The following is a 12,430-nucleotide window of genomic DNA, read 5'->3' on the forward strand; positions in this document are numbered from 1 at the left end:
TTGATCTCGATAAAAATACCAATTTTACATAGACATTAACACCTTGGTTCCTTATGAAAAAATATACCGGTTTATTTAGTGCAGGTATGATTATACTACTTTGGGGTCTACATCTAAGTTTCTGGATTCAAGAACCCATCCATTGGCAAAGTCCTTGGTTCTATTTAGCGATTTTGGTTCAAACCCATCTATATACAGGTCTATTCATTAGCTCGCATGATGCCATTCATGGGGTAGTCTCCATAGAATATCCTCGATTAAACCATGCAATTGGTAGGCTCTGCGCAATTCTTTTTGCCTTCAATAATTATACCATTCTACGAAAAAAACATCACCATCATCATGCTTATGTGAATACAGTAGATGACCCTGATGTTCATCAAGGCAACTTTTTTATCTGGTGGTTTAAGTTCATGTTTCAATATATTCATTGGACACAAATTCTGGCCATGGCCATCACTTACAATCTATTAAAAATTTGGTTTCCCATGGAAAATATCATTCTAATTTGGGAACTGCCAGCCATACTTGCCACCCTTCAATTATTTTATTTTGGCACTTACCTTCCTCACCGAGGAACACATGAACCAGATAATAAGCACCAGTCGAGAAGCCAAGCAAAAAATCACTTGTGGGCATTTCTTTCCTGTTATAATTTCGGCTATCATTATGAGCATCACGATAAACCCTATTTACCTTGGTGGAAATTAGCAGAAGCGAAGGAGCAAAACAGCCAAATTTCTAGCAGATAGATGAATATTTTTTCTAAATTTGCAGCGCACATAATCGACCCATCACATACCAATGTCAGAACCCAAATACAAGCGAATTTTATTAAAACTTTCTGGTGAAGCCCTTTCCACGCCTACGGAAGTTATTGATCCAAGCATTCTAGATCAATACGCGGCAGAAATTAAAAAAGTCCATGATTTGGGAGTTGAAGTAGCCATTGTAATTGGAGGTGGAAATATTTTTCGTGGCGCAAGTGCTGCCAAAGCAGGAATCGATCGCGTTCAAGGAGATTATATGGGCATGTTAGCTACGGTTATCAACGGTATGGCTGTTCAAGCTTCTTTAGAAAAGCATGGATTATATACCCGCATGATGACAGCCATTAAAGTGGAAGCTGTTTGTGAACCTTTTATTAGAAGAAGGGCAATGCGCCACTTAGAAAAAGGCAGAATCGTTATTTTTGGTGCAGGTACAGGGAACCCTTACTTTACAACAGATTCTACTGCCTCCCTTCGAGCAATTGAAATTGAAGCCGATGTAGTTTTGAAAGGAACACGTGTGGATGGTGTCTATACGGCTGATCCAGAAAAAGATCCTACCGCCACAAGATATACCCATTTGAGCTTTTCTGAGGCCATTGGTAAAGGGTTAAAAATCATGGATACCACGGCATTTACTTTATGCCAAGAAAATAATTTACCGATCATCGTATTTAACATGAACAAAGACGGAAACTTGTGCGACCTCGTTTCTGGAAAAGATGTAGGAACCTTAATCAGTTAATAAGCAATCAAATTTAAATGGAGGAGTTAGAATTTTATATTGAAGCTGGACAAGAAACTATGGAAGGTGCTATCAAGCACTTAAACATTGAACTTTCAAAAATCAGAGCCGGTAAAGCTAGTACTAGTATGTTAGATGGTTTAATGATCGAGTATTATGGTGTCCCTACCCCTATCACAGGTGCAGCATCCATTACAACTCCAGATGCTAGAACCATTGCGATCAAACCATTTGAAAAAGGCATATTTGGAGAAATTGAAAAGTCGATTCGTAATTCAAACTTAGGTTTGAACCCTATGAACGATGGAGAATTAATCCGTTTATCCATTCCTCCTTTGACTGAAGAGCGTAGAAGAGATTTAGTAAAAAGAGTGAAACAAGAAATAGAAACTGCCAAAATCAATATCCGTAACGCCCGCCAAGATGCTAATAATAGCATTAAAAAATTAAAAGGAGAAGGCGTTGCCGAAGATGACATCAAAGCTTCAGAAGATCGTATTCAGAAATTAACGGATGCTTTTGTAGCAAAAATTGATCAAATCTTTTTGGATAAAGAGAAAGATATCATGTCGGTATAATTTCCAACTATATCCTAATGAAAAAGCTGATCTAAATGATCAGCTTTTTTTATGCCAAAAAATGATCCAATAATCATTTTAAAAATACTCCTCTGACTTCCCCATCGCATATCCTATTTCAAGCATACGTCGAATATCCAACTTAGTGAAATTTCTAATATCTATGGAAATTGGTTGAATCGGTCGAATCGATTGAATCGATAGATCACTTCGCTGATTTTGTACCAATAGCGCTTCTTTTAAATCCGCATTTAAAATCTCGTTAACCGCTATATCCATGACCCGATCTACTAAGGCCAACAGGTCCCCTGTTTCAAAAATTCCACCTTCGATGGTTTGAGTATGGCAACTGATACAAACGATATGTTTCCCTCCATCTTTAATTGCTTTTTGTAATGGTGCCACATCGCGTAAACCTCCATCCAGAAAACTCCGTCTCTTTTCTTGATTAATTTGGACAACTGGCATCAAAATGGGCACAGCAGAAGAGGCCAACAAATAATCAAAAAAATGATCGTAACTAGGATCTACATAATGAATTCCTCCATCAATGATGTTGACTGCCCCAATTCTCATCTCAACAGGGCTCGCTTTCAAATTTCTTATATCCAAAACTCCCTCAACCAGTTCCTTCAATGGTTTGGTGCTGACTAAACCTCTGAATTGCTTCGTTAATGCCGTCCAGCCTAACTCCCATAAGCTAAATGGTTTTGATAAACACTCAGGGTGAGTAATTCTAGTCTCCCAAAAATCCCATAAATCTTGCCCTGCCTGTGGAAAATTTAATGGCTCCCCATTTAACTTTTGACGGCCCAACTGGTTAACCAAATAAGCCGCATTTAAGCTTCCTGCTGAAATCCCATAAATCAAATCGGGTTCATAACCTCTTTCAAATAATGCTCGAATTACTCCTGCTTGAAATGCCCCCTTAACGGAGCCTCCAGATAATGCCAAGATCTTACTCATAAATTTGAATATTGAAAGGACTATTTGTCCCAAATTGTTTTAAATTTACACAATTAATAAGCCTAAAGCTTCTTCTCTTTATAATATGTCCTATTCGCTTTCATCCATTCAAGTACCCATAGCGGAACCGATGAAAGCTTTCGAAGGCAAGTTTCGCCAATTCATGCGGTCCAAAGTTATGCTTTTGGATACCATCATGAATTACATCATTCAACGCAAAGGAAAGCAAATGCGACCGATGTTCGTGTTCCTTTCTGCGGGGGTAATGGGTGAAATTAATGAAAAAACGCATCGTGGGGCTGCTCTAATTGAATTATTACATACGGCTACTCTCGTACATGATGATGTAGTCGACGACTCCAATTACCGTCGAGGCTTTTTCTCCATCAATGCCATTTGGAAAAATAAAATAGCCGTTTTAGTAGGCGATTATTTATTGTCCAAAGGTTTATTACTTTCCATTGAGAATGATGATTTCGATTTATTGAAATCCGTTTCTACCGCTGTAAGAGAGATGTCGGAAGGAGAATTACTTCAAATTGAAAAAGCTCGAAAACTCGACATTACGGAAGACATCTATTTTGATATTATTCGCAAAAAAACGGCTACGCTCATTTCGGCTTGTTGTGCCGTAGGTGTACAATCAGTAGGTGCCAGCGAGGAATATATCCAGATAGCTAGAGATTTTGGTGACCGTGTTGGGGTAGCTTTCCAAATAAAAGATGACCTTTTTGATTATGGTGATGCTGAAATTGGTAAGCCATTAGGAATCGATATCAAAGAGAAGAAAATGACTTTGCCATTGATTTATTCTTTACAACATACCAATTTGAGTACCAAAAAAAGAATCATTCATTTAATCAAAAATGACTCAGAAAACCCTCAAAGCGTTCGTGAAGTCATTGAATTTGTCAAAAATACTGGCGGTTTAGAATATGCTACACAACGTATGCATGAGTTTGCTCAGGAGGCCCGAGAAATCCTAAATAAATTCCCAGAATCCACTTACCGGAACTCTTTGCATGATCTGCTGGGATATACCATCGAAAGAAATAAATAGCCTGTTCCGATAAATTAACTTAATTTCGCGAGCACAAAAAAAGCTGGAAACCATCGGTTTCCAGCTTTAAGCACTAAACTACTTTAAAACAAAATCTATCTCGGGCCACCGCCACCCATTCCACCGCCGCCTCCGCCGCCGCCCATTCTTCCTCCACCGCCACCTGGCATTCCCATTGGCTGAGCTTGAACTGGTTGTGGTGTAGCATCTCCTCCTCCATCTTTCTGATCGTCATTATTTACAGATTTCTTTCTCTTAGTTCCTGCAAAACTCATTTTACCAATACGGTAAGAGAAATTCACCTTAAAGTTCATATTACGCATGGTATTGTAACCCACTTGTGTAATAACAGGCGTTACCGTCTCACTACGAATAATCATAGCTGAAGTGAAGAAGTTCTCTGCTCCAAAGCCAATACTTCCCTTTTTGTTTTTGAAATCCTTTTTGAAACTCAAACTATAGATTCCAAATCCTCCACGCTTACCTTGCAATTGAATCTCATTAGCACGATAGAATGAGAACAATTGAGCTCCCCATCCTCCGCCTAAATTATAGTTACCGAAAATACGGAAGTTAGATACCATACCTTCATTCTTAGCATTCAATAAAGGATCTGGTACATTATTAGCCAATTTCAAATAAGAGAAATCTGCTCCACCACCAATCATCAAGCGATTAGTCAAATTCGCGTTGATATTCAAGTTCAACCCATAAGCATCCTCATTTCCGATATTCACCGAACGAGTCTTAACGGTATCACCAATAACTTCACGAATTTGGTTAATAGCTCCTGTTGTGTTTCTAATAAATACTGCTGATGAAATGTAGAATGACTTAATGTACTTACTGTAACCAATTTCAAAGTTATTGGTATACTCTGGTGCCAAATTAGGATTACCTGTTGAGATGTTCAATGGGTTAGTCGCATTCACGTTTGGATTCAAGAATTGAACCGATGGACGTTGAATACGTTTATTGTAACTAAATCTCCAAGTTCCTGATTTAAATGTTTTAGACATATTGAAACTTGGAACAATTACTCCATAGGGAGGAATCGTCAAGTTCTGTCCTTCCTTTTTCAAGAAACTAGCTGTAATATCAGTATGCTCATAACGAGCTCCTGCTTTTACACTCCATTTATTTTTAGTGGTTAAGGTATAAGATGCATAAGTACCCCAAATGTTTTGATTATAATCAAAAACGTTGGTCGGTAATGTCGCTAAGTTCACCTGATTATATCCAGTAGGATTATTTCCTGTTGGATTAATAAATGATTTGTAATCAGAAGAAGCATTTCTCAAAATACCTTTTCCTCCAAATTCGATCATTTGATTTTTCAAGATTGGAGTTTGATAATCCAATTGAAATGTTGCCTCTTCATTATATGCCAAGTTCTCGTTTTTAATAGAACTCATGATTTGACTCATCGTTGCGTTCGGATTCATGATATCATTATAGAAATCACTAGTACGATTACTGCGGCTATACATCGACAAAATACTGAACTCTTTTTGTGGCGTATCGTAGGTGTGAGAATAATCAATATTCAAATCTACGTTGCCTGACAAATCAGAAGAATTCGTATTTCTTAAGCTTGTAACTAAGCCATTACGAATTTGGGATAAGTTATCTTGGTAACTATTACCATTTCTTACTCCAAATCTAGATGATGCAGTTATGGAATTATGTTTATTAATATCCCAATCAAAACCAATTTGATAATTTCCAAATAAGTTATTGGTTCTGCTTTCCGCTGTCTGAACGTTAACAGTTTCTACACCTTGATTTTTTGTAGTTTGTGTGTTTTCAAACTTTCCAGTGACGTTGTATTGAGAACGACCAAATCCTCCTAATGACATTCCCCAGGTCTTATTACGGAAATTACCATTCAAAGACATATTTGAACCTCTAACTCCTACACTTGAATCAAAGCCTAAAGTCAAACCCTGTAAGGTGTTCTTTTTAGTAACAATGTTAATGATACCAGCTGAACCTTCTGCATCATATTTCGCAGACGGAGATGTAATAACCTCAACCGTTTTAATCATGTCTGCTGGAATTTGCTTCAAAGCATCAGCCACATTGGATGCCATAATAGAAGATGGCTTGTTGTTAATCAACACTTTAATATTAGTAGAACCACGGAGCGAAGGATTACCATCTAAATCAACAGATAACATCGGCACCTTTTTTAATACATCAGTTGCATCACCACCACGATTAGTTTGATCACGCTCAGCATTATATACTGTACGATCCACTCTTTCTTCAATCATGGCTCTTTGACCCTCTACAGTTACTTCTTGTAACATTTTAGTAGAAGACTGCATTTTGATAACCCCTAAATCATGGTCATCTTTTTTGGCAGTGACATCTATAAAAATAGTTTTGCTTTCATAACCCAAGAAAGAAATAACAATTTTATAGCTACCTACAGCCACTTTAGTCATCGTAAATTTACCTACTTGATCAGCCACTGTTCCATCCACTGGACGATTCGTCGCTTTGTTAATTAAAGCAACAGATGCAAATTCAACAGGTTTGTTGTCCGTTGAATCTAAGGCATAACCCACAATTTTGGCTGAACCTTTAGGGGCAGCTGCTACTGGAGCCGCCGCTTCTCTTCGTGCAGGCGCACCAGCTCCACCAGGAACTTGAGCATTGACCTGCATAGCACACACTACTAAGGCGATAAGAGCGAATAATTTTTTCATAGTTTTTTTTGTATTGGCTAATTGATTTTAAACTATTAAAATCGAATGCAAATCTGAGGTAATTCCTTTGAGTAATTTCTTTTTTGCGACCAATAGTCATAATTTGTAGGTCAATTTCAAAGATGCAAAACGTCGATAAAACATGATTGCTATCAAAACACCACGTTTACAATTAATTCCGCTGGACCATTCATTATTGACGACTTGGGCAGAACAAGGACGTGATGCCCTAGAAATTCAAATAGGTTTACAACATAATACCTGGGAAATAGAAGCATTTTTTCAAGAGGAAACTCAAATGGCCTTACAAGACTATTGGCTTCCCATGACAAAAAAATTTCCCTTCGATTTTATTTGGTACACAAATTGGGAAATAGTTCTTTTAGAAAAGTCCTGTTCTATAGGGGGAATAGGTCTAGCTGGTTTACCTAACGATCAAGGTTTTACAGAAGTCGGTTATTGCTTAGATAAAAAATTTAGGGGACTGGGCTATGCCAGTGAAGCATTACAATACTTAATTGAATGGGCTAGCCAAGATAAGGATCTCCAATACCTCATCGCTGAAACTCCCATTGATAACTTATCATCTCAATCGGTCTTATTAAAAAATGGGTTTCTTCAAACTGGACAAAAAACACTTCAACAACCTAAAGGCATGGAAGTATTTACCTGGAAACGCCCAATTCAATCCTCCAGAACTTAATTCTCCTATTTTATTTCCTTTCAAGCAATTTTCGGTAATTTTACTGAATTATAAATGCCTAAAGTCCCTAAGGACCCAATCATATGCATCATTTCACTTCCATCCATGACGCTTACAACATTCCTCAATTGGTCAATGAAGCCCTTTTAATGAAAAGAGCTCCCTACTCCGATTGTTTCATTGGTAAAAATAAAACCATCGGATTATTGTTCTTTAATTCCAGCTTACGTACCCGATTATCAACCCAAAAAGCAGCCCAAAACTTGGGAATGAACGTTATGGTGATGAACGTTGGTGCTGATTCCTGGCAATTAGAGATGAATGAAGGTGTTATTATGAATGGCGACAAAGCAGAGCACGTGTCTGAAGCTGCTGCCGTGATTGGTCAATATTGCGATATTGTAGGCCTCAGAAGTTTTCCAAGTTTAGTCAATCGGGAAGAAGATTACTCTGAATTGGTTCTCAATCAATTCATCAAATATACAGGAAGACCTATTTTAAGTTTAGAATCGGCAACAAGACATCCTTTACAGTCTTTAACAGATTTAATTACCATACAAGAATATAAAAAAACGGCCCGCCCGAAAGTTGTCCTAACTTGGGCTCCTCACGTCAAAGCCCTACCTCAATGTGTACCTAATTCCTTTGCAGAATGGATGAATCACGCTGATGTTGACTTTACCATTGCTCATCCCAAAGGTTATGAATTAGCTCCAGAGTTTAGTGGAAATGCCAACATTTGTTATGATCCTAAAGAAGCCTTTGAAGGTGCCGATTTTATCTATGCCAAAAACTGGTCTTCCTACGAAGATTATGGTAAAATCCTTAACTCAGACCCTGCCTGGATGGTCACTATGGATAAAATGAAATTAACTAATGATGCCAAATTCATGCATTGTTTACCTGTTCGCAGAAATGTAGTGGTGGAAGATGCCGTATTAGATTCAGATCATTCCGTTGTAATCCAACAGGCCGGCAATCGTGTTTGGGCCGCTCAAACAGTGCTAAAAGAGATGCTTTTATCCCTTGCCAAAAAAGAAAGTCCTTACTTATTTTAACCTTATGAGTGTCAATCTACCTAAGCTTCAGGTCATTAAAATTGGTGGGAATGTCATCGACAATCCACCCTTGTTAGAAGCATTTTTACAGGATATTGCCAGCATAAAAGAGCCCTTTGTCTTAGTACACGGAGGTGGTAAAATTGCCACTGAAATGGCTAAAGAATTAGGTATTACCAGTCAAATGATTGAAGGGCGACGTGTCACTGATACAGCAAGTTTACGGATTGTAACGATGGTATATGCAGGATGGATTAATAAAACTATGGTAGCCCAACTGCAATCCAAACAGAAAAATGCCATTGGATTTACAGGACCAGATGCAGGATTGGTAATTAGTAAAAAAAGAAATCCTTCTCCAATAGATTATGGCTGGGTGGGAGATATTGAACAAGTCAATGGCAAAGCATTAAATGGATTCATCAATCAGGGATATTACCCCATATTTGCTCCCATTACTGCAGATAAAGAGGGCCATTTATTGAATACGAATGCTGATACAATGGCGCAAGCTATTGCTATAGCACTAAGCGAGTTTTTCGAAGTGACCTTAACGTATTGCTTCGAAAAAAATGGGGTTTTAAGTAATCCAGACGATGACTATTCTGTCATTCCACACATCAATCAATCTTCATTTTTAGCATTGAAGGAAGGTGGAATTGTCACAGCTGGGATGATTCCAAAATTAGAAAATGCCATAAAAGCCATTTCTCAGGGTGTTAATACTGTTAAACTCTGCCATGCAAGTCAAGTATTAATCCAGGAAGGTGGCACTAGAATAACAGCATAGATGTATAAAGAATCGGATTTTTTAGAGGCCAAATTATTAATTACTCAACTGATTGCCTGTCCTTCCTTGAGTAAAGAAGAAGCTGGTACGGCTAAAATTATCCATGATTTTTTCGAAAACAAGGGCATCAAATCCGAACAATTCCTAAATAATATTTGGGCAAAAAATGCTCATTTCGACCCAAGTAAACCGAGTGTTTTATTAAACTCTCACCACGATACCGTCAAGGCAAATGCTTCCTGGACATTTGACCCTTGGACTGCTACAGAAATAGATGGAAAACTCATTGGCTTAGGTTCCAATGACGCGGGAGCTAGTTTAGTATGTCTAATTCAAACATTTTGTTCATTCTACGCACAAGAAAACTTGCCTTTCAATTTGGTATTGGCAGCCACAGCCGAAGAAGAGATTTCAGGAAAAAATGGGATCGAAGCCCTTCTTCAATCTCCTAATTTTCCAAAAATCGATTGGGCTATTGTTGGAGAACCTACAGATTGCCAAATGGCCACAGCAGAAAAAGGACTTATGGTCATCGATGCTGTAGCTCATGGAAAAGCTGGCCATGCCGCTAGAAACGAAGGAATTAATGCAATTTACGTTGCGATGAAGGATATCCAAAAAATTGAAAACTTCCAATTTGAAAAAGTATCCCCTGTATTAGGACCTGTTAAAACCACTGTCACTATCATTAACGCGGGTAAACAACATAATGTCATTCCAGATACCTGTGAATTCAGCATTGATTGCCGAGTGAATGAATGCTATACTTTAGAAGAAGTCCTTGACATATTAAAACAAGAACTAAGCTCTGACTTAATTCCCAGATCCATTCGCTTACAACCAAGTCGTATCGATGAAAATCATGTGATTTGTCTAGCAGCCAAAGCTTTAGGGTTAAGTACTTTTGGGTCTCCCACCCTCTCTGATCAATCCTTGTTGACATGTCCTTCCGTGAAAATCGGACCAGGGCATTCAGGCAGATCTCATACGGCTGATGAATTCATTTACTTAGATGAAATCAAACAAGGGATTCAGACCTATCAACAATTATTAACACAATCGATTATCCAATACCAACATAAATCATAAGAAACGTGGCAAAACTTTGGCAAAAAGCAAATCAGACTACAGATGCTAAAATTGAAAAATTTACGATTGGAAATGATCCAATTTATGATTTGCAATTGGCACGTTACGATGTATTGGGCTCTTTAGCTCATATTACCATGTTGGCGGAAGTTGGCCTTTTAAAAAAGGAAGAACTTAGTCCATTATGTCAGGAATTGAAAGTCATTTTAGCTTCCATCGAAGCAGGTGAATTTGAAATTGAATCTGGCATGGAGGATGTACACTCTCAAATCGAATATTTACTTACAAAGAAACTGGGTGATTTAGGTAAAAAAATTCATGCTGGCCGTTCTAGAAACGATCAAGTGTTAGTGGATTTAAAATTATTCATGCGGGCTGAAATCCAAGAAATTGCGGAAGCGGTTGAGAAACTTTTCAATCTACTGCTTATCAAAAGTGAAGCTCATAAAAAAGATCTCCTTCCTGGATATACGCATTTACAAATCGCCATGCCATCTTCTTTTGGTTTATGGTTTGGCGCCTATGCAGAAAGCTTTGTGGAAGATGTAGAATTATTAGAAGCCGCTTTTCGTTTAGCCAATAAAAACCCACTGGGTTCTGGTGCTGGATATGGCTCCTCATTTCCATTAGATCGCCAACTAACAACAGATTTATTAGGCTTTGAAAGTCCACATGTGAATGTGGTCAATGCCCAATTATCTCGTGGTAAAACCGAGTTTTATTTATTAACAGCCATTAGTCAAATTGCTAGTACGTTGAGTAAATTGGCCATGGATGTTTGTCTATACAACTCACAAAATTTTGGATTCATTGAATTACCTGATTCCCTTACTACAGGAAGTTCCATCATGCCGCATAAAAAGAATCCTGATGTAGCAGAATTATTAAGAGGTAAAGCCAATAAACTGAAAGCACTTCCTAATCAGTTACACTTATTGACTAGTAATTTACCCTCAGGCTATCATCGCGAGTTTCAATTAACGAAAGAATTGTTAATGCCAGCCATTGAGGAAATTATAGATGGTTTGGAAATTACCCACTACCTAGTTGAGCACATGAAAGTGAAATCAGATTTATTAAATCATGATAAATATGACTTGCTGTTTAGCGTAGAAGAAGTGAATCGCTTGGTAGTACAAGGTATCCCATTCCGTGAAGCCTACCAACAAGTAGGAAAAATGATTGAAGAAAAACAGTTTGATGGTAGTCAAAGAAACCTAAATCATACCCATTTAGGTAGTATCGGCAACTTAGGTCTGGATCAAATTCAAGCTCAAAAAGATGTAGCTTACCAACGATTTGGATTTGAAAAGGTTAATCAAGCCATTGCTCGATTAATTGCTAGCTAGCATTTTTTGAACATATTTTCCAACAATATCAAATTCCAAATTGACAGAATCTCCTACTTTCAATTGATGAAAGACAGTATGTTCATAGGTATATGGAATAATGGCAACAGAAAAATCATATTGACCTGAATGAACAACAGTTAGGCTAGTTCCATTAACACAAATTGAGCCTTTGCTTACCGTGATATGTTCTTTAGACTGTGGATATTCAAAATAATATTCCCAAGAGCCATCTTTAGAAATGATTTGAGTGCAGACTCCTTTCGTGTCAACATGGCCTTGAACAATGTGTCCATCAAATCGACCTGTTGCTGCTAAGCAGCGCTCTAGATTAACTTTTTGCCCTAATTTTAATGCTCCTAAATTGGTCTTGTTGAGAGTCTCTTCAATGGCAGTTACACGGTATTGATGATCCTTGATTTCGACAACAGTTAAACAAACTCCATTATGAGCCAAAGATTGATCTATCTTTAGTTCATCAGTAAATGGTGAGCTAAACCAAAAGTCGATATTGGTTCCTTGAACCAATTTATCTTCGAGGGTACCCATGGCCTCCACAATGCCTGTAAACATCGAATTATATTTTATATTTTTGCTTAAATTCAAAA

General features: G+C 37.8%; 12 protein-coding genes. 9 read left to right on the forward strand and 3 right to left on the reverse strand.

The annotated features are described in order from the left end of the window. Positions 1 to 53 precede the first annotated feature (53 nt). Genes HME7025_RS10045 through frr form a run of 3 tightly spaced genes read left to right on the forward strand, consistent with a single transcriptional unit; the run spans position 54 to position 2,093 of the window. Positions 54 to 752 carry a fatty acid desaturase gene (locus HME7025_RS10045; protein ID WP_109323532.1) on the forward strand — a complete coding sequence of 233 codons (699 nt, stop codon included), beginning with the start codon at positions 54 to 56 and terminating at the stop codon, positions 750 to 752. Positions 753 to 804: 52 nt separating this feature from the next. Then, positions 805 to 1,515, forward strand: a complete 711-nt coding sequence (pyrH, locus tag HME7025_RS10050) for a UMP kinase (protein ID WP_109323536.1) — start codon at positions 805 to 807, stop codon at positions 1,513 to 1,515. 17 nt (positions 1,516 to 1,532) lie between these two features. After that, positions 1,533 to 2,093, forward strand: coding sequence for a ribosome recycling factor (frr, locus tag HME7025_RS10055; protein WP_109323537.1), 561 nt, complete (start codon positions 1,533 to 1,535; stop codon positions 2,091 to 2,093). A gap of 78 nt (positions 2,094 to 2,171) precedes the next feature. Here frr and HME7025_RS10060 read toward each other — a convergent pair whose 3' ends face one another. Next, positions 2,172 to 3,059 carry a patatin-like phospholipase family protein gene (locus HME7025_RS10060; protein ID WP_109323545.1) on the reverse strand — a complete coding sequence of 296 codons (888 nt, stop codon included), beginning with the start codon at positions 3,057 to 3,059 and terminating at the stop codon, positions 2,172 to 2,174. Between the two features lie 85 nt (positions 3,060 to 3,144). On the opposite strand from HME7025_RS10060, the gene HME7025_RS10065 reads away from it, so the two are divergent. Beyond that, positions 3,145 to 4,119 (forward strand): polyprenyl synthetase family protein, encoded by a 975-nt coding sequence (locus HME7025_RS10065; RefSeq protein WP_109323546.1) that lies wholly within the window; start codon positions 3,145 to 3,147, stop codon positions 4,117 to 4,119. 95 nt (positions 4,120 to 4,214) lie between these two features. Here the strand turns inward: HME7025_RS10065 and HME7025_RS10070 are convergent, their stop codons facing one another. Further along, complete coding sequence (locus tag HME7025_RS10070; protein WP_109323547.1) at positions 4,215 to 6,833, reverse strand: TonB-dependent receptor domain-containing protein; 2,619 nt, start codon at positions 6,831 to 6,833, stop codon at positions 4,215 to 4,217. A gap of 142 nt (positions 6,834 to 6,975) precedes the next feature. Here HME7025_RS10070 and HME7025_RS10075 point away from each other — a divergent pair, with 142 nt between their 5' ends. From HME7025_RS10075 to argH, 5 genes are all read left to right on the forward strand, one after another. Continuing rightward, positions 6,976 to 7,536 (forward strand): GNAT family N-acetyltransferase, encoded by a 561-nt coding sequence (locus tag HME7025_RS10075; protein WP_109323549.1) that lies wholly within the window; start codon positions 6,976 to 6,978, stop codon positions 7,534 to 7,536. An 83-nt stretch (positions 7,537 to 7,619) separates the two neighbouring features. After that, positions 7,620 to 8,594, forward strand: coding sequence for a Rossmann-fold NAD(P)-binding domain-containing protein (locus tag HME7025_RS10080; protein WP_109323553.1), 975 nt, complete (start codon positions 7,620 to 7,622; stop codon positions 8,592 to 8,594). Positions 8,595 to 8,598: 4 nt separating this feature from the next. Next, positions 8,599 to 9,384 carry an acetylglutamate kinase gene (gene argB / locus HME7025_RS10085; RefSeq protein WP_109323555.1) on the forward strand — a complete coding sequence of 262 codons (786 nt, stop codon included), beginning with the start codon at positions 8,599 to 8,601 and terminating at the stop codon, positions 9,382 to 9,384. Next, a complete protein-coding gene (locus tag HME7025_RS10090) occupies positions 9,385 to 10,473 on the forward strand; it encodes a M20 family metallo-hydrolase (protein WP_109323566.1) in 1,089 nt (362 codons plus the stop codon). It begins immediately after the preceding gene. Between the two features lie 5 nt (positions 10,474 to 10,478). Further along, complete coding sequence (argH, locus tag HME7025_RS10095; RefSeq protein WP_109323567.1) at positions 10,479 to 11,822, forward strand: argininosuccinate lyase; 1,344 nt, start codon at positions 10,479 to 10,481, stop codon at positions 11,820 to 11,822. Here the strand turns inward: argH and HME7025_RS10100 are convergent. Next, positions 11,808 to 12,395 carry a riboflavin synthase gene (locus HME7025_RS10100; RefSeq protein ID WP_109325391.1) on the reverse strand — a complete coding sequence of 196 codons (588 nt, stop codon included), beginning with the start codon at positions 12,393 to 12,395 and terminating at the stop codon, positions 11,808 to 11,810. The genes argH and HME7025_RS10100 overlap by 15 nt on opposite strands. Positions 12,396 to 12,430: the final 35 nt, after the last annotated feature.

Origin of the sequence: Aquirufa nivalisilvae, from assembly GCF_003143535.1 — a bacterium.
GTDB lineage: Bacteria > Bacteroidota > Bacteroidia > Cytophagales > Spirosomataceae > Aquirufa > Aquirufa nivalisilvae.

Excerpts from the sequence above, each read along its gene's own strand:
- HME7025_RS10045 (WP_109323532.1), top strand. The coding sequence starts at position 54 with ATGAAAAAATATACCGGTTTATTTAGTGCAGGTATGATTATACTACTT.
- pyrH (WP_109323536.1), top strand. The coding sequence starts at position 805 with ATGTCAGAACCCAAATACAAGCGAATTTTATTAAAACTTTCTGGTGAA.
- frr (WP_109323537.1), top strand. The coding sequence starts at position 1,533 with ATGGAGGAGTTAGAATTTTATATTGAAGCTGGACAAGAAACTATGGAA.
- HME7025_RS10060 (WP_109323545.1), bottom strand. The coding sequence starts at position 3,059 with ATGAGTAAGATCTTGGCATTATCTGGAGGCTCCGTTAAGGGGGCATTT.
- HME7025_RS10065 (WP_109323546.1), top strand. The coding sequence starts at position 3,145 with ATGTCCTATTCGCTTTCATCCATTCAAGTACCCATAGCGGAACCGATG.
- HME7025_RS10070 (WP_109323547.1), bottom strand. The coding sequence starts at position 6,833 with ATGAAAAAATTATTCGCTCTTATCGCCTTAGTAGTGTGTGCTATGCAG.
- HME7025_RS10075 (WP_109323549.1), top strand. The coding sequence starts at position 6,976 with ATGATTGCTATCAAAACACCACGTTTACAATTAATTCCGCTGGACCAT.
- HME7025_RS10080 (WP_109323553.1), top strand. The coding sequence starts at position 7,620 with ATGCATCATTTCACTTCCATCCATGACGCTTACAACATTCCTCAATTG.
- argB (WP_109323555.1), top strand. The coding sequence starts at position 8,599 with ATGAGTGTCAATCTACCTAAGCTTCAGGTCATTAAAATTGGTGGGAAT.
- HME7025_RS10090 (WP_109323566.1), top strand. The coding sequence starts at position 9,385 with ATGTATAAAGAATCGGATTTTTTAGAGGCCAAATTATTAATTACTCAA.
- HME7025_RS10100 (WP_109325391.1), bottom strand. The coding sequence starts at position 12,395 with ATGTTTACAGGCATTGTGGAGGCCATGGGTACCCTCGAAGATAAATTG.